This is a genomic window from Sanguibacteroides sp. AM78-02pH3A (assembly GCF_027666085.1).
GTDB lineage: Bacteria > Bacteroidota > Bacteroidia > Bacteroidales > Marinifilaceae > Gabonibacter > Gabonibacter massiliensis.
The window spans coordinates 54,854-72,458 of record NZ_JAQEHX010000011.1; the positions used below are offsets into that span (position 1 = coordinate 54,854).

Annotated in this window: 13 protein-coding genes, 2 tRNA genes and 1 pseudogene; 11 read left to right on the forward strand and 5 right to left on the reverse strand. The window is 40.2% G+C overall.

Features of this window, described 5'->3' with window-relative positions:
• Positions 1–21 precede the first annotated feature (21 nt).
• Together prfB and PGR74_RS12885 are read right to left on the reverse strand one after the other, a co-directional pair.
• Positions 22–1,135 (reverse strand): peptide chain release factor 2 gene (gene prfB, locus PGR74_RS12880; RefSeq protein ID WP_110688856.1). Its coding sequence is split into 2 segments (ribosomal slippage): positions 22–1,071 and positions 1,073–1,135, totalling 1,113 coding nucleotides; the frame shifts between segments, so codons are not numbered across the junction.
• A gap of 86 nt (positions 1,136–1,221) precedes the next feature.
• Positions 1,222–4,395 (reverse strand): glycosyltransferase family 117 protein, encoded by a 3,174-nt coding sequence (locus PGR74_RS12885; protein WP_270517295.1) that lies wholly within the window; start codon positions 4,393–4,395, stop codon positions 1,222–1,224.
• A gap of 189 nt (positions 4,396–4,584) precedes the next feature.
• Here PGR74_RS12885 and PGR74_RS12890 point away from each other — a divergent pair.
• The 8 genes from PGR74_RS12890 to PGR74_RS12925 all read left to right on the forward strand — a co-directional run bounded on the left by PGR74_RS12890 (position 4,585) and on the right by PGR74_RS12925 (position 14,121).
• Positions 4,585–4,655, forward strand: a tRNA-Gln gene (locus PGR74_RS12890).
• Positions 4,656–4,723: 68 nt separating this feature from the next.
• Positions 4,724–4,807 (forward strand) — tRNA-Leu (locus PGR74_RS12895).
• Between the two features lie 361 nt (positions 4,808–5,168).
• Positions 5,169–5,687: an RNA polymerase sigma factor gene (locus PGR74_RS12900; protein ID WP_160289129.1), complete on the forward strand. Its 519-nt coding sequence runs from the start codon at positions 5,169–5,171 to the stop codon at positions 5,685–5,687.
• 80 nt (positions 5,688–5,767) lie between these two features.
• Positions 5,768–6,820, forward strand: coding sequence for a FecR family protein (locus PGR74_RS12905; protein ID WP_270517296.1), 1,053 nt, complete (start codon positions 5,768–5,770; stop codon positions 6,818–6,820).
• A 218-nt stretch (positions 6,821–7,038) separates the two neighbouring features.
• Positions 7,039–10,416 carry a SusC/RagA family TonB-linked outer membrane protein gene (locus tag PGR74_RS12910; RefSeq protein WP_270517297.1) on the forward strand — a complete coding sequence of 1,126 codons (3,378 nt, stop codon included), beginning with the start codon at positions 7,039–7,041 and terminating at the stop codon, positions 10,414–10,416.
• Between the two features lie 18 nt (positions 10,417–10,434).
• Positions 10,435–11,898 (forward strand): RagB/SusD family nutrient uptake outer membrane protein, encoded by a 1,464-nt coding sequence (locus PGR74_RS12915; protein WP_270517298.1) that lies wholly within the window; start codon positions 10,435–10,437, stop codon positions 11,896–11,898.
• 12 nt (positions 11,899–11,910) lie between these two features.
• Complete coding sequence (locus PGR74_RS12920; RefSeq protein WP_270517299.1) at positions 11,911–12,603, forward strand: DUF4843 domain-containing protein; 693 nt, start codon at positions 11,911–11,913, stop codon at positions 12,601–12,603.
• Positions 12,604–12,621: 18 nt separating this feature from the next.
• Positions 12,622–14,121: a PKD-like family lipoprotein gene (locus PGR74_RS12925; protein ID WP_270517300.1), complete on the forward strand. Its 1,500-nt coding sequence runs from the start codon at positions 12,622–12,624 to the stop codon at positions 14,119–14,121.
• 82 nt (positions 14,122–14,203) lie between these two features.
• On the opposite strand, the gene PGR74_RS12930 is transcribed toward PGR74_RS12925, so the two are convergent.
• Together PGR74_RS12930 and PGR74_RS12935 are read right to left on the reverse strand one after the other, a co-directional pair.
• Positions 14,204–14,335: a hypothetical protein gene (locus tag PGR74_RS12930; protein ID WP_262509248.1), complete on the reverse strand. Its 132-nt coding sequence runs from the start codon at positions 14,333–14,335 to the stop codon at positions 14,204–14,206.
• Between the two features lie 41 nt (positions 14,336–14,376).
• Positions 14,377–14,514: pseudogene (locus PGR74_RS12935) on the reverse strand (DUF1848 family protein); the annotation flags it as partial.
• A 241-nt stretch (positions 14,515–14,755) separates the two neighbouring features.
• Here PGR74_RS12935 and PGR74_RS12940 point away from each other — a divergent pair.
• Positions 14,756–15,532: a hypothetical protein gene (locus tag PGR74_RS12940; protein ID WP_270517301.1), complete on the forward strand. Its 777-nt coding sequence runs from the start codon at positions 14,756–14,758 to the stop codon at positions 15,530–15,532.
• Between the two features lie 22 nt (positions 15,533–15,554).
• On the opposite strand, the gene PGR74_RS12945 is transcribed toward PGR74_RS12940, so the two are convergent.
• Positions 15,555–16,520: a hypothetical protein gene (locus tag PGR74_RS12945; protein WP_270517302.1), complete on the reverse strand. Its 966-nt coding sequence runs from the start codon at positions 16,518–16,520 to the stop codon at positions 15,555–15,557.
• A gap of 373 nt (positions 16,521–16,893) precedes the next feature.
• Between PGR74_RS12945 and PGR74_RS12950 the strand changes: the two genes are divergently transcribed.
• Together PGR74_RS12950 and PGR74_RS12955 are read left to right on the forward strand one after the other, a co-directional pair.
• Entirely contained in the window at positions 16,894–17,280 is a 387-nt protein-coding gene (locus PGR74_RS12950) for a hypothetical protein (protein ID WP_059025555.1), read from the forward strand.
• A gap of 133 nt (positions 17,281–17,413) precedes the next feature.
• A partial coding sequence (locus PGR74_RS12955) for a hypothetical protein (RefSeq protein ID WP_270517303.1) occupies positions 17,414–17,605 on the forward strand: 192 nt, incomplete at its 3' end.

A 17,605-nucleotide genomic window follows, 5' to 3' on the forward strand; every position in this document is an offset into this window, starting at 1 on the left:
TTGTTTCAATTCTTCTATTTTTCAATTCTCCCCTCCAAACATCATCAGATAGGCTTTGATAAACTCACTGATATCTCCGTCCATGACTGCTTGTACGTTTGAAGTTTGATAATTGGTACGATGATCCTTGACCCGACGGTCGTCGAACACGTAACTTCGGATTTGAGATCCCCATTCTATTTTCTTTTTACTACTCTCTATTTTTTCTTGTGCGGCCATTCGTTTTTTCAACTCCATATCATACAACATGGAACGTAACAAACGCATCGCATTTTCTCTGTTGTCCAATTGAGAGCGAGTTTCCGTGTTCTCGATCAGGATCTCCTGGGTTTCTCCGGTATCCGGGTCTTTGTAGTTGTAACGCAATCGAACGCCCGTCTCCACTTTGTTTACATTCTGCCCACCGGCACCTCCCGAACGGAAGGTATCCCACGTGATGTCCGCCGGGTTAATTGCGATTTCTATCGTGTTATCTACTAAAGGCGTGACAAAGACAGAGGCGAACGATGTCATTCGTTTACCCTGGGCATTGTAAGGTGAAACTCTAACTAAACGATGTACGCCATTCTCACTTTTTAGATAACCGTAGGCAAAGTCTCCCTCTACTTGCATGGTTACGGTTTTAATGCCGGCTTCATCGCCATCCTGCAAATTACTAATCGTAACTTTGTATTTGTTGTCTTCTGCCCAACGAATGTACATACGCATTAACATGGAAGCCCAATCCTGACTCTCCGTACCTCCGGCTCCGGAATTTATTTTCAAAACGGCTCCGAAATGGTCTTCCTCTTTTCTTAGCATATTGCGGAGTTCGATATCTTCGATGATCTTAACCGTCTCTTCGTATTGTTTATCTACCTCCTCTTCAGTCGCTTCCCCTTCCTTCGCAAAATCGTAAAGAACCGTCAAATCTTCTATGGAAGCTTTTGTTTTTTCATAACCCTCGATCCAAGATTTTAATTCCCGGACCCGCTTCATTAACGCTTCGGCTTCTTTCGGTTTTCCCCATAAGGCGGGGTCTTGTGTTCTTAATTCTTCTTCTGAGAGTTGTACCCTTTTCTGATCGATGTCAAAGATACCTCCTCAATGCTTCACCTCTTTCGGCCAGTGCTTTGATATGGTCAATCGTGATCATTGTTTATCGTTTATAGTTGATACAAAAATACTGCCCGAAAAGACGGCATCGATTGCCTTGTCTTTCCGGACAATATATATTTTTATTTAGTTATTTTCATTTACGGAATCCAAAGAAGGTTTTGTCCGTCGTTGAGGAACGGCGGGAGCAAACATATCTTCCGCTAAACGTTGGATTTCTTCCACGTACTCTCTTTGTCCCGCCCTCGTTGCCATATCCAGTAATACCTGAACGACCTGAATACTTCTTCTCTCGTCGTCTTGAACGGCGGCTCTTCGGGCTGGAGAAAGAGAAGAGATGTACCTAAGGTTTTGAATGTTATCTAACACTAAAGCCTTGGATAATTCGTTTCCTTTCTCTTCTTCTCCTGCCATATAATAAACAGAGATATAATTGATTAGGAAATTGTCGGCGGGGACCTGGTACAATGGAATCTCCTCCAAGGATTTATCCAATACTCTCACGGCTGCATTTACTTTTGCCGTATCCAGTACAATTTGGTTCGAATCACTCGATATTTGTGCTTCTTCCATCAGTTTGTCAGCCAGTCTTAAAAATGTATTTCGATACTTCATCACGGCAATCGTGTTGTCGTGGAAGTGGTCGATGTTCACTTTCGGATCTTTGATGTTTCCCCATACGAATTTATTCATTAAGTTGTCGTACAGAACCGTACTGTTCACTCGTCCGAAGTCATAAGAATAATCGTTTGTCTGGGTTTTGATGGGCACTACCCGGTAAGCTGCACCTTCCAGCTGGAAGTAGTCTTCAAATCCTAAATAACTGTCTTTACCCATTCCTACTCCGAAATAGACCGGACGTTCCCAATTATTCGTGGCTAATATATCCAGTACCATTAATTGGGATTTATTCAACGAACTGGTGTTCGGGAGTTGAATTTCAACCCTGTCGACAATCTTGTCGGCATCTTCCGGACGAACGGTACCGTTGGCTAAAACTTTCTCTTTGTCCACCGGGATATAAACGTTCCGTGTAGGAATATAGTTTACGGCTTCTCCCGTGTATACGTTTATTTTAGCTTCCGGTTTGTCTATGCCTACAAAGGCCATGACATCCCTTAGGTCGAAGGGTTTTTGTATTTTGTCCATGAGAAGGACGAAATCCCTTACTCCGGCATGATATTGATCTTTCGTGAAAGAGATCGGAACTCCGGGAGTTTCGTAAGTTTTCCGCTTGATTTGGTCGATATACCAATCTCCGGCTAACAGACTCAGGTTAACAATACGCACGTCCCTCCGGAATCCTTCCACTTCCTGAGCATACCATAGCGGGAACGTATCGTTATCGCCGAAGGTAAACAAAATGGCGTTGGGAGCACAAGTACTCAGGTAATTTTTAGCGTGAGCGATGGTGGCGTAACGTCCGCTTCGATCGTGATCATCCCAGTTCTCTGCCGCCATGTTTACCGGAACGGCAAAAAAGCACACGAGTGTAGCTGCGATAGCCGCATTTCGGGAACTCATCTTTCGTTGAAGCAAGTCCCATAAGTAGAGTACTCCGAAGCCGATCCAAATGGCAAAAGCATAGAACGATCCGGCATAAGCGTAGTCCCGTTCCCTCGGTTGTCCGGGGTATTGATTCAAATAAAGTACGATGGCTATACCCGTGAAAAAGAAAAGTAACATAACCACCCAGAAATCTTTTTTCCCTTGTTTGTTCTTCTGGTATTGATAAAACATACCCAATAGACCCAGGATAAAGGGTAGAAGATAATAGGTATTACGTGCCTTGTCGTTTTTTAACGAGTCAGGCATCAGGCTTTGATCGCCGACCAAAATATTATCTATAAACGGAATACCGGTGATCCAGTTCCCATAACGGAAATCTCCGTGTCCCTGAATGTCATTCTGGCGCCCCGAAAAATTCCACATGAAATAGCGAAGGTACATATGTCCCAACTGATAGCGGAACATGAATTTCAAATTGTTCCAGAAGCTCGGTATTCGGACGGCTTTGTTGTCAACCATATAGGTAGGACCGGCTAATGGTCCGGACCACTGGGTATAGGCTCCTTCCGGTCGTGAAGAACTCCACATGCGCGGTAAAATGGTACAGAAGCGTTCATCGTATACCATTTCGGAGGAGTGGCCCACCACATCGTATTTTCCCGTGTGCTTATTCTGGTAATAAACGGCACTACCTTCTTTCATCTCTTTGGGCACGGCATTGAAATAAGGACCGTACAGTAGTGGTTCGTGTCCGTATTGATCACGGTTCAGATAAGATTGCAAGGCAAATACATTGTCCGGGCTGTTTTCATCGATAGGAGGATCGCTTACGGAACGGATAACAACCATCGCGTAAGACGAATATCCGATCAACATGACGATCACACAAGTTAATGCCGTGTTGAATACGGTATGATTGTGTTTTAATGTATAATAGGTCCCATAAGTCAATCCGGCAACCAATAATAGTGCATAAACGGCCACACCCGTGTTAAACGGTAATCCCATTCCGTTGACAAACAGGAGTTCGAACCATCCGGCTACGACGATAACACCCGGGATAATTCCCCACATGATTACTCCTAATAATAGGATGGAAATCGCTGCCGATTTGATGATTCCGGCTCTTGTCGGTTCGTATTTTTTAAAATAGTAGATAAACACAATGGCCGGAATAACCAGTAAGTTTAACAAGTGCACGCCGATGGATAGTCCGATCATGTATGCTATGAAGACCAGCCAACGATTGGCATAGGGCTGAAACGCCACATTCTCCCATTTTAAAATTGCCCAGAACACGACGGCCGTAAATAAAGAGGAAAGAGCGTATACTTCACCCTCGACGGCAGAGAACCAGAATGTATCCGTATAAGTGTAAGTCAAAGCTCCCACGAAAGCTGCCCCCATAATACCGAGCATTTGTCCTAAGGTACACTCTTCCGACTTCCCGATAATCAACTTTTTGGCTAAATGTGAAATGGTCCAGAACAAAAATAGTATTGTAAATCCGGATGCCAGGGCCGACATGCTGTTGATCATAATCGCCTGTGTTTCCGGGCTCGGAGCAAAAATGGCAAATAGCCTCGATATAATCATGAATAAAGGCGCTCCGGGAGGGTGACCTACCTGTAAACCGACAGAGGTCGTGATAAACTCCCCGCAGTCCCAAAGGCTGGCCGTCGGCTCTATCGTGAGCAAGTAAGTTGTGCTGGCAATTAAGAACGCTACCCAGCCGGTCACATTATTAATTACGTTATAACTTAATGTAGGGTGATTTTTAATTTTGCACATGCTTTTTTCGTGTTATGAATTTATTATTACGCGTTAATATTCAATCAGGTGACCAAAAATGTATCCATTTGGCAGCACGAAAATAACTATTTTGTTTGAATTTTTCCGCATTTTCTTTGTGGGAAATAGAAAAATGTTCTACATTTGCAGCGTCAAAAACGGAAAATAACGTTGCGATAAGAAAAAGATTGTCCAATTGTGTAACGGTAGCACAGCAGATTTTGGTTCTGTCAGTCCAGGTTCGAATCCTGGTTGGACAACATGAACGGAAGGCCTTGCAGCAGGTGAGTTGCAAGGTTTTTTTTCCTAAACGAGTTCTTCGTTTTATGCCCAGATGGTGGAATTGGTAGACACGCTAGTTTCAGGGACTAGTGGCCGTACGGCTGTGCAGGTTCGAGTCCTGTTCTGGGTACTAAATAGCCTGATAGACCATATGCTATCAGGCTATTTTTTTGATATACCTATCCGGTTTCCTCTTTTGTTTTATGTATTAAGCCAATAACGATCCTGTTCGACTGTAGGCAGAGAATTCTCAAAACTTAATTTTCGGGGGAGTTTTTGTTCGTCTCAGAAGAAATTATACATTTGCTTAGTCTTGTGTTATGGATGGTGATAACTAATAATAAAAGGGCGTTTAATTTAATTCAGAAGGTGAAAACTATTTTTTTAATTTAGATGTGAAGAATATCCTTGTGAGTGAGTTAATAGTTCCACGTCCGTGTATAAATTGAATTTTGATCAGGAACGATCAAAGAGAGAGTAATACCAAACCGGTGGAAAAGGATCAAATATTAGTATTGGAAGAGCTGTTTAAACGTTATTTTAGTCATTTGGTGCTCTATTCCAGAAACTTGATAAAAAATTCCGAGTCTGCAGAGGATATCGTTCAGGATGTGTTTTTGCGTTTGTTTGAATCCGGACGTTTAGGACAGGCTTCTCCTTCTTTTTTATTTACATGTGTGAAAAATGCCTCCTTAAATTACCTTCACTCTTCTTTGAATAAATATATTCCTATATCTTCTGAGCAAGATCAAATACCCGATAAAGAGATTCAGGAAGAGATCGATCATATGAAGCAATTGGAACAGCTTGATGAGGCCATAGAGGCTTTACCTGATAAATGTAAGGATATATTTACCCGTGTTTATTTGCAACAACAACGTTATGAGGATGTTGCTGTGCAATTAAATATATCTTATCATACGGTTAAAGCTCATATGTCTACTGCTTTTAAGCATTTGCGAAAGCAGTTGTTACTCCTGCTTATTTTCTTCCGAAATGTTAAATCTTAACATGCTGCAAAAAAAGTTGAAAATAGACTAGGTAGATTTTAAACCTTACTTGTTCTTATTATAGAAAACCGGATCGAATTATGATGAATGAACAGAAAAATATAAACGAACAGCTTCTTCGAGACTGGGCCGAGATGAAAAAATTGCAAAGACCGGAATACTGGGCGAAGATGAATCGAAAAGTTCAGGAGGTTGTCCGACGAAGACGACGGATTCGTTTTATAACCTATGCAGCCCTATTTATACTGCCTGTTTTGGGATGTTGCCTCTATTTTCTACACGTAGATTCGAATCGTGTTTCTAAAAATTCAATTCCGGCTTTAATGTCAATCTCTCCCGGAGAGAAAAAAGCGATCCTTTACACGTCTGACGGAACACCTGTCGTTCTCACTCAAGATACGCTTGATATAACGGAAAGTAACGGAACTCGCATTTTTACCCAAAATAACAATGGAATTGCTTATGTTTCCCAAGTGGGGGATAGTGTGGAGAAAATCTATAATACATTGGTGGTTCCCGTCCGGGGAGAATACGATGTTACTCTTTCTGACGGAACCCGGGTTTGGTTAAACTCTTCTTCTTCCTTGAAATATCCTGTGCTTTTTTCCGATTCGGTTCGGGAAGTATACTTAGATGGAGAGGCTTTTTTCGATGTTGCCGAGAATAAGGAGAAGCCTTTTATTGTAAAAACAAAAGATTATATGATCCGGGTATTGGGAACGGCTTTTAATATAATGGATTATAGCGAAGACAATTATTCCCATACCACGTTGGTTAGGGGGAAGATCGAAATGCGACATGACGAGGTGCGGCGCATACTGATTCCCGGGGAGCAGGCTCTCGTGAAGGAGGGAAAGGTCTCGGTCAGAAAGGTCGATGTGAATTATTACGCGACATGGATGAAGGACCGTTTTTATTTTGACGGGGAGAGTTTGGAAAATATCATGAAGAAGTTATCCAGGTGGTATGGCGTAGGAGCGAAATTCCGAGATGAGAAAGCAAAGAGCTATCATTTTGTCGGAAGTGTGCCTAAGTATGGGAATATTAAAGACGTATGTAACGTGATAGAGCTAACGACTCATGTAAGATTTGAACTTGAAAATGATGAAATAATTGTGATAGCAAAAGAATGATACGCGTATAAAGTGCTGTTTTTGTATCTTGATATCAATCTGAAGCGGCACGTAAATGACTCAATAATTTTTAATCCAAATCATTTATTATCGGATGATAAATCCGGTAAGAGGGGAAGTTATGTGTTTATGTTTAACCGTTTAAAAGAATAGTATGTAAAAATTTTCACGTGTTAATTTTTAGAACTAATATCTAAAACATTGTCAAACTGTAATTTATGAAACAAAACGTTTACAACAAATTGCGATGGTATCTGTTATTTACATTTACCTTATGCTATATGCCGCTTGCTTTCGCGGGATCAGGAAAGCAGACTCCGGATAAAATTATCAGCGTTGACTTTAAAAATGAGACGCTTGTTAATGTGATTAAGGATTTGAAAAGCAAAACGGGATATGAATTCCTCTATAATCTGGAGCTTGTCAACAAGGCTCCCCGTATAACCGTAAAGGCGGATAATAAACCTTTTAAACAAGTACTTGAACTTTGTTTGGAGAAGACCGATTTTACCTATCAATTTGTAGATAGTACCGTGGTTATCAAAGTAAAAGAAAAGAATAAGACTTTGATCGAACGGAAGATTACCGGAATTGTTATGGATGAGGCGGGAATCCCGTTGCCGGGTACCACTATTGTTATCAAAGGGACTCGGGTAGGGATCGCTGCGGATACGGAGGGAAAATTTGAATTGAAAATTCCCGATGTCAAAGAATTAGTGCTGGTTGTCAGCTTTTTGGGTTACGAGACGCGGGAGGTGAAGATTACCGATCAGAAAGAGATAAAAGTGACTCTGAACGAGAAGAAAGAAAATTTGCAGGACGTGGTGGTTACCGGTTATTCCAATGTTAAAAAGTCCAGTTTTACGGGAGCTTCGACCCGGGTGGAGAAAGATGATATATTAAAAGTATCTCCTACGAATGTAATCGACGTATTGCAGGTATATGATCCCTCTCTACGTATCGTAAGGAATAACGAGATGGGGTCCGATCCCAACACGTTACCGGAGTTTTACGTGCGCGGTCGTTCGGGGATCGGTGTGAAAGAATTGGATAAGGGAGATGTTTCCCGGACTTCGTTGGAGAATAATCCGAATAACCCGGTTTTTATTTTAGACGGATATGAGGTCAAAATAGAGAAAATTTACGATCTGGACCCGAACCGGATACAGAGTATCAATATTTTGAAAGATGCGGCAGCTACGGCGATTTATGGATCAAGAGCGGCTAACGGTGTAATTGTTATCGAGTCGGTAGCACCCAAGCCGGGAGAGTTACAGGTATCCTATACCTTTACAGGTGCCATCACAACTCCCGATCTGTCCGATTATAATTTAATGAATGCCCGGGAGAAGTTGGAGACGGAAGTTTTAGCCGGGTTATTTGAAGGGAAAGATGATAAAGAGCAGGCGGAAAAAAATGCCGAGTATCACGCCAAATTGAATAATATCATCAAGGGAGTGGATACGTATTGGCTCTCTTTGCCGTTGACCACTCAATTCAACCATAAGCACTCTCTTTACGTGGAAGGAGGAACTAACGAGATCCGTTACGGAATATCCCTTCGTTATAACGGTCAAAACGGAGTAATGAAAAAGTCGTATCGAAATACTTATGGCGGTGATTTTTATTTGGATTATCGTTTCAAAAAGATCCAGATACGAAACATGGTTACTTACGATAAGATGAGTTCCTGCGAATCTCCTTACGGCAGTTTTTCCGATTACACGAAGAAAAATCCTTACGATTATTATAAAAATGAAGATGGCAGTTATATGCAGACTACCCAGAGCTGGAATAGTTCCATCGGAACGTTGCAACGGTTGAATCCTATGTATGAAGCACATCTGCATAATTACGATAAGAGTAATTATAACGAATTGACGGATAATTTGAATATTAATTGGTACGTCATGGATCAGTTGCTTGTCAAAGGTCAGCTCAGCTTATCTCAATATTATAGTGAACACGAGAAATTTACGGACCCGCTTTCCAGTACTTACATGTCTTACTCTTCTTCCGATTACGGGAAAAGAGGAGATCTGTACATAGATGATACGAAAACGACCAAGATGGACGGTAACGTGTTGATCAGCTATAATAATATGATCGGAAAACACAATATGAATTTTTCTGCCGGTGTTAATTTTATCGAGACTAAAACCAAAAGTGGATCGGAGCATTACCGGGGCTTCCCTTCCGGCCAGCTTCATTCGGTAAATTATGCGGCGGAAGAAGCGAATAAAAAGATGATTTCAGAAAGTCATACCCGCCTGTTCGGCGCCTTTATCTCGTTGAATTACACGTATGACGATATCTACCTTTTCGATCTTTCCGGAAGGTTCGACGGTTCTTCGGAGTTCGGAAACGATAACCGGACGGCTCCTTTTTGGTCCGGTGGATTCGGAATCAATTTCCACAATTACGATTTTTTGAAAGGGAACAGTATTTTCAGTCAATTGAAAGTCCGGGCTACCTACGGACAGACCGGAAAGGTTAATTTTGCTCCCTATGCTGCCAAGCATACCTATAAGACGATCAACGATAAATGGTATTCAACCGGATTCGGCGTATACATGAAATACATGGGTAACGAAAAACTCGGTTGGGAAACGACAAATACGTTGAATATCGGTGCCGATATCGGACTCTTGAACGATCGCGTTAAGCTTGTAGGATCATGGTATAACAAAAAAACGGTTGATATGGTAAATTCCATTACAATTCCCGCTTCTTCCGGTTTTACGACCTATACCGATAATATGGGAGAGGTACAGAACAGGGGGATCGAGCTGGATCTTAAAGGGGATATCATTAACGAAAGGGACATATACCTTTCTGCTTTTGTCAATCTGGCACATAATAAAAATAAAATATTGAAGATTTCCAACTCGTTGAAAGAGTATAATGACCGGGTTGACGAATACTTTGATGAGTATAACAAGAATGCCAATACGGCTAAAGATGCCAAGTACGCCAAACCGTTTATGAAATACACGGAAGGAGGGTCGTTGACGTCCATCTGGGGGATGAAGTCTTTAGGTATAAATCCGGCCGACGGTAATGAGATTCTCGTGAACAGGGATGGGGCGGTGACCTACGATTGGAACTCTTCGGAACAGGTGATTATCGGGGATAGTGAACCGGATGTACAAGGAGCTTTCGGTATTAACGCCCGATATAAAGGTTTCACCTTATCGGCTACTTTCATGTATGAACTGGGAGGACAGGCTTATAACCAAACTCTTGTAGATAACGTGGAGAATGTGGATTTTCGCAATAACGCGGATAAACGCGTATTGACCGATCGTTGGAAGCAACCGGGTGATATTGCCAAGTTCAAAACGATAAAAGATGCGGATAAAAAGGTAACTCGCCCGACCTCTCGTTTCTGTCAAAATAACAATACATTGGACTTTAATTCGTTGACCATAGGATACGATTTTAATCCTGAATTGTTGAAAAAGATAGGATTCAGTATGCTACGTTTGCAATTTAATATGAAGGATATAGCTCATTTCTCCAGTATTAAGCGGGAACGGGGGCTTTCCTATCCTTTTGCCCGGACGTTTAATTTTACTTTGAATGCAAGTTTCTAATTTAATGATTAATAGGCCATGAAACGATATACTATTTTATATTTACTTACGATCCTTTTTTGGGCAAACTCTTGTAACAGTTGGCTCTCGTTGGATGCGGAAGACGAGATCGATTCGGATTATCTCTTGAGTGAGGCGCAAGGATTTCGAAATGCATTGAACGGGATTTATCTTAATCTGGCGGAGGGGAAACTTTACGGACGTGAACTTAGCTGGGGATTTCTGAGTGCTATTTCACAATATTACGATCCTATTATTTCTACCGAGTATAAGGCAGCAATGGAATATGATTATGAAAACGCCTCGGTTAATACTATTATCTCGGATATATGGTTAAATACGTATAATGCGATAGCCAACTGCAATAATATCATTGCCAATATCAATAATATAGAACCGGGTAAATTTGAATTGGGGGAAGAGGAGAGGGACTTAATTTTAGGCGAGGCTCTGGGGGTAAGGGCTATGCTTCATTTTGACATGCTCCGGTTATTTGCTCCCGCTCCGGCAACGAACCCTTCGGGGAATTACATTCCCTATTTCACGATTTATCCTTCGACGTCTGAACCTTATCTGACAATAGACGATTTTCTCGGGCATGTGATTGATGATTTGGTGAAAGCCCGGAGACTGGTTGCTCCCCACGACAGTTTGAATATGGATCTCGAGAGGCTTGCCGGGCGGCTTACCGGCAATTTGATGACGGATAAAGATATGTTTTTTCGTTTGAGAGGGACCCGCTTTAATTTGTATGCAGCCGATGCGCTATTGGCAAGGGTATACCTGTATGCAGGGGATAAGACGAATGCTTATAAGCATGCCCGTTACATATATGACTCCTATGTGCAGAAATACAATTATTACGACCATTTGAGGCTGACTCCGGCTAATGATATCACAAGTTCTATCCTGAAACGTTCCAGAAAATTGTATGACGGGATTATTTTAGGATTGTATAATTCAAAATTGTTGGATCTGTATGAGGAGTATTACAACAAACGAGGAGAGATGCCTTTGAAAAATATAGAGGAGATGTTCGAGGGGAACGAAGACGACTATCGGTTGGTTTATTTGATCACACCTAATAACAAAGGGCATCAGGAAGCTTTGAAATACATGCGGGCGGACGAAAAAATAAATAACGTGAACAGTTACCAGGGACCGATTATTCCTTATATCCGATTGAGTGAGATCTATTATATCATGTGTGAATGTTTGGTGGATACGGATAAAAAGCAAGCCGTCGATTTGTTGAATGAGTTACGTTTGGCCCGGGGATGTAAGACGGATATTCCATATACCGTGACGGAGTCTACTTTTATGGATGAACTTGTGTATGATGCCCGAAAGGATTTTATAGGGGAAGGGCAGTTGTTTTTTATGTATAAACGTCTGAATCGTCCTGTTTTGGATGGTAAAAAACAGATTCAGATGGGGAACAAGTTTATACTTCCTTTACCGGATATCGAAACTATTCACTAAAACATAGACATTATGAGAAAATATATTTTTTATATCATCGGAATATTATTGATCGGAGCTTGCTCGAAGGATGAGATAGAGGCTTTTAATACTACTCGGCAATACCTTTTCTTTGAAAAGAGTTACGCGGATTCGATAACTTACTCTTTTTTCTATTATCCGGATTCAACCTCTTTGACTGTTCCCGTCGGAATTAAGTTGATAGGAAATACAACGAATTATGACCGGGAATTTAAGTTATCGGTAGACACGAAAAACAGTACGGTTGAAACCAAGCATTACTCTTTTCCGGAGAAATTTCTTCTCCGGGCCAATCGAGTTGTCGATACGGTGTATTTTAAAATCAATAATGCTCCTGATTTAAGGGAAAAGAGTGTACGACTCGTGTTGAGAATCGAAAAGAATGCTCTGTTTTCTCCCGGACAGTATGAGTACACGCGAAATATCATTCGCTTTAGCGACATTATCGCTCCACCGGAATGGTGGAGTCAGGAAATCGTAGACAGTTATCTTGGTGTCTATACCGAAAAGAAATTCCGGTTATTTATGAAAGTGACCGGGGTAGGGGATTTGAGTGATCTATCGTCCGACGATATATGGTACTTGTCCCGTTCATTCAAATACTATTTGCTGGAGATGGAGGAAGCCGGAACTCCTGTCGTCGATGAAGATGGGAATAACATGAGCGTACCTGTTATTGGTTAAACTTTAAAATGTTGGTCTATGAAAATTAAATTTATGTTCTATTGGATTATAGGAGTTTTATTTCTACAATCCTGTTACGATGATAAGGGAAATTATGATTATAAAAATATCAACGAGGTGACGGTTAAGTTACCTAAGAAATATTTTCCCAACCTGATCATGGGGGATCCTATCGTGATAGAACCCGAGATAACGTTTAAAAATCCCAAGGATACCGCTTACTTTAAGTATGAATGGTATCTGGCATCGGAGCTGATTTCCACTTCTCGGAATTGTAATGCTTCCTGGCCTGAATTAGGAGAAACTTACGGTGAGTTTCGTGTTGTCGATACCCTGACGAATTGCCAATATATTGTTAATTTTAGTGTCGATCAGGTTACTCCTTACGAGACGGGGTGGATGGTATTATATGACAGGAACGGGAAATCGGAATATTGCTATATCCAAGAAAAAGGCGGAGTATACACCGATTATGTCGATTTTTATCAGAAGTTGAATGGAGAGGGGTTAGGTTCTACTCCCTTAAGAATGGTGGAACATTATACCACGAGTCGCGGTATTTCTGAAGTCCTCGTTATTCAGCGCGGAGGGTTGGGATGCGTAGAGATAGATGGAAGAAGTTTACAGAAAAAGGTGACGACCCAACAGGAATTTATCGGGGAGAGCTTGCCGGAAAATTTTGCTCCGGTGGATGCTTCTTATGCCGGATATATTAATTATATACTGAACGAGGACGGCCGGGTATTTAGCCGTAAAGCCAATCCTAACAGTTTGCATACCAATCGTTACAGTACTCTTCCTTTAGCGGATAACGGTAAAGAGTTGAAAATCGGAGCTTTGGTTTCCGTGGCAGAGTCGAGGGCCGAATTTACCGTTTTGTTTGATGAGACGAACAATCGACTTGTCGGTTCGCTTATGCGAAATAACAGTCTCGCGGGTAAACTAACGGATCTGTATTGTAAAAACTATCCGGAAGGAGCAATCCCGTTGAATAATATCGGAGAGAACAAGATGGTTTACACGGGAGCTTATTTGGAGGGCCAACAGTCTTGCGAGTTTGTCTCTATTTTTAAAGACCCTCAAAATCAATACAAGCTCCAGCAATATATGATCCAGTATATAGTGGGGGGAGGGCTCGAAGTCATGAAGATAGAGGAACCGAGAATCACGGGGAATGGATTATTTAACGAACAAAGTCTTTATTTTTTACTCAGGAGGCGTCCTTATATTTTCTTTACAACCGGGGCTAATTCCGATCAACTTTATTATCTCGATCTGGCAACGAATAAGACCAACCTTTATAAAGATTTTGAAGGGGAACGAATTGTTTCTCTGTGTGCCGATAAGACATGCCAGCATTTAGGTGTTGCTCTTGAAAACGGTAGATTCGTTATTTTTGATGTGGCCGACCAGCTACTTGGCCGGGAAGTGAAAGTATTGCATAGTGTGGATAATTTAGGTAAGGTAGTCCATGCTATTTACAAGTATGGCAATTTAGCCAATTTTACTTATAATTGATTCTTTTAATGTTTGTATTTAGGTTTTAATAGAGTTGTCCGGAAATTTACTTTCCGGACTCTTTTTTATACTAATAGCAACTTTATTGTTTATTGAAATAGAGATAGTCGATCCTTTGGAGGCTTTTTATTTTTCGCTCTTTGATCGTGTATTCTTCATCCGATATTCCAGTAAACAGGAGTGAGTTTTTCGAAAGGGCAAGTTTATCGGGCATGGAGCCGGATTTTTTGTCCGAAAGACGATACAATCTACTCAGGCGGGGTGCAGGTTTACCCTACTTATCATTTTAGGGTTATACGGACCGGGAACAAGTGCGTGTCTTTCTTTTATCCGGTTGAAAAACCAAGATGTATAAAAGGCTGATAGGTCCGTTCTGCGACTGGCACGAATGATCTACGGCGAAGTTGGTAAAAAAGAGAAGAACCTTAAAAAAGGCGGATTACTTTGCATGTAAAAGATACAAAACGGAAAAGACGATTTTACTTTTAATGCGATTTTATATATAAAAAAATAAGGATTTTAATATAAAAAAGTGTCGTTTCGATGTATAACTTCTATATTTGTCAAACTTATCGGTAGTACCTATTTTAACATTGAAATGAAACTTGGTTGGCTGTTTTTAGAAGGTTTTATTATGAAACGGATTGGTTTGATAAATGTATTTTTAATGCTTTTGTTGGCGGGTTGTTTTTGGGGGTGTAGCGGAAATAAAGAAACGGAAGAGATTTATCCCATAAGATTCCCCGATCTTTTTTATGAAGTCCGGATGGGGATGAGAGAGAGTATTTCTTTTGTGGACGGTAGCGGAGATTATACGATCGATGTGGAAAATCCGCAATTACTGGATGCTTCTATCGGTTTAAATACGGATAATCTTTTAATTCAAGCGAAAAAAAAGGGTGAAACGATTCTATCTATAAGGGATAATGGAGCGGGAGAGACGGTAAAATTGAAAATAAAAGTAACGGATATTTATTTAGGGTTTGTGTTGGTTAAAAGTGATCTTCCGGTTTTTAAATCCGAGACGAATTTATTCCTTGTAAAGAAAGATAAAAATGAATTTTATCTGTTTGATAAGGCAGAGAGTTTTAACGGACCTGCAGGGGAACCGGTCTTAAAAGGTAGTTATGAAATTACAGTGGAGAACAATGCGCCTTATTTAACGCTTACTTATAAAGACGAGACGGAAACGGCGGTCGTTCGCAAGTTTGGTTTGTCAGGAAGTGACGGGGGCGTTTTCGACGTGATGAATACCGTATTTGAATTAGGATGGGAAAAGTCTTTGGAGAAATCTTCCCGTAGTATCGGACCCCGGATTTATTTCTTGCATCTGACAGAAACGAGTACCTTTTACAAAGCCAGGGGAATGATGGACTACTCCATGCATATGCCTGAAGGTATTTTGGAATAAATTAGGAAAGCCCGTGAGGAATTTATTGTTTAAATGCCTTTAGCGGATACCTGATCACTTCATCCATGAAATTTTTTAATAGTTCCCGTTGTTCTTGCAACGGGAGCGTTTCGAATTCCTCGTGTTTTTTTGCCGATAGTTCGAACCAGTAGGAGTTACCCTCCTTGTAGGGAGAAGCGGCATAAATACCGTTTTCTTTTACCGATTCGGATAGGATATCGTAAACAGGTTTTCCCCACCCTTCATCTTTTGAGAATGAGATACAGATTAACGGTTTTTCCCTGTTGTAATAGATTCCGATCCAGGCCCAAGTCGGGGCGATCTTTTCGGTGGTATAATCTATCCTGAAATAAAGTCCCTGGACTCCATTCCTGTTCCCGTTTTTATCGGAATAAAGGTCTAATATAAAATCTTCTTCCGATCGGTTGATTAATTTATTCAATTCAACCATCAACTGATACAGAGAATACATACCGTCTAATTTCATAGCTTTATTGAATTTTATTATGCCGCAAACATTCTGAAGATAGGAAGAGTAGCCGTTAATAAGTTTAAGGGAATCATCCTCCTGAATATATTTTATCTGTTCGGCCAGTTCATCGAAAAACATCTCCCATGTTTTGGTCATATACCCACTCATATGTAACGAGTAATTGGTGATGTACCCGAGTCTCTCTTTACCCACATGATATGCTTTTTCATATTGGCCGAAATGATGATTCCGGTCTCCAATCTTAACCTCGATTAAGAAGGGTTTGTCGTCCCCTTTTATTCTGATTAAAAAATCGACCCGACTGTCCCCCTCGTCGTCATCCCTTGTCTCCCTCTCGAAGTATTCGATCAGGTCTGTCTCCAAATCGGGAAAAAAGAAATGAATGAAGATCCGTTTAAAATCCGGACAGGCATTACATAACGCCCACGTAATGTCCGACAAATCATTCTCTTTGTATCGCCTGGTCGCCAGATACTCGAAAAACAGCTTTAGCATTATTATTCTAAATTATTCCTTACACGTGAGGTTTGCACCCGAACAAATCTCGGAAATAATCTTGGGAATAACAAATGGAAATGATTGTAGATTGTAAATTAAGAGATGGTATAATTGATTTTTGATACGACTATTTTATTAGGTATTGTACTTTAATCATCAATTAAAAATTCGTAAGTGGCCATAAATTGCTGATTTTAAAAATTGTTCTTAAAAAATTGCATTATTGTTGTTTTTATATATATTTGCTAAAATTAGTATTTTGATAATAAAAATTATTGTTGATTTTTTAAATAACAGAATAATTTTATGGATCAAATTAGGATTAAAATAAACTCCACAACTAATATTACTAACATTAAAATCTATCATTATGAAAAATAAAATTGTTCTAATAGTTATTAGTTTGTTTTTGTTGTGTTTTGGTGCTAAAGCGCAAGCTCCACTACCTCCTGATGCTACAGCTTCCCCAACAGCTTTTAGTTTATATGAAGGTGAAATGAAAGAAGTGGTAATTTGTTTTACTCCTGTTTCTGGTTTTTCTTTAAAGGATCTTATTTTTACGATAGAAGCGAATAATGAAGGTGTAGAAGTTACAGAAGGAATTTTTGATAATAATACAAAGCATTTGACTGTTAAAGGTCTAAAACCAGGAAGGTATGAAATAGTTGTTACAATTGTGGGATTCCAGCAAGATAAAAGGACTGGATGGTCTTTCTTTTTTACTATGGAATTAAAATTATCAGTAATTGTAATCTGATAATAAAAATAATCGGTTTCGTGGAGTTTCCGATTATTTAACTATTTTAATGCAATAGGAGAAAATGAAATTATATATATCGCTATAATTTATATCAAAACGTATAAATTGCAATTTTAAAGAATTTATTATTATGACATTCGCTAACCTTATAATAGTCTCCCGTTACCAGATGAAATTATTATTTCGTAATTGGATCGTGTGGTTTTTGTTTTTGATAGTACTTGGATTAATCTTGTTTTACCAAATTGATAACCAGCGTATTTTTGGCGAAACGAGGAATGATTTTTACTCGATGCTTTCTTCTTTAATTCCTGCGACCAAC

Excerpts from the sequence above, each read along its gene's own strand:
- PGR74_RS12920 (WP_270517299.1), top strand. The coding sequence starts at position 11,911 with ATGAGAAAATATATTTTTTATATCATCGGAATATTATTGATCGGAGCT.
- PGR74_RS12910 (WP_270517297.1), top strand. The coding sequence starts at position 7,039 with ATGAAACAAAACGTTTACAACAAATTGCGATGGTATCTGTTATTTACA.
- PGR74_RS12945 (WP_270517302.1), bottom strand. The coding sequence starts at position 16,520 with ATGCTAAAGCTGTTTTTCGAGTATCTGGCGACCAGGCGATACAAAGAG.
- PGR74_RS12950 (WP_059025555.1), top strand. The coding sequence starts at position 16,894 with ATGAAAAATAAAATTGTTCTAATAGTTATTAGTTTGTTTTTGTTGTGT.
- PGR74_RS12930 (WP_262509248.1), bottom strand. The coding sequence starts at position 14,335 with ATGCCCGATAAACTTGCCCTTTCGAAAAACTCACTCCTGTTTACTGGA.
- PGR74_RS12885 (WP_270517295.1), bottom strand. The coding sequence starts at position 4,395 with ATGTGCAAAATTAAAAATCACCCTACATTAAGTTATAACGTAATTAAT.
- PGR74_RS12905 (WP_270517296.1), top strand. The coding sequence starts at position 5,768 with ATGATGAATGAACAGAAAAATATAAACGAACAGCTTCTTCGAGACTGG.
- PGR74_RS12915 (WP_270517298.1), top strand. The coding sequence starts at position 10,435 with ATGAAACGATATACTATTTTATATTTACTTACGATCCTTTTTTGGGCA.
- PGR74_RS12940 (WP_270517301.1), top strand. The coding sequence starts at position 14,756 with ATGAAACGGATTGGTTTGATAAATGTATTTTTAATGCTTTTGTTGGCG.
- PGR74_RS12925 (WP_270517300.1), top strand. The coding sequence starts at position 12,622 with ATGAAAATTAAATTTATGTTCTATTGGATTATAGGAGTTTTATTTCTA.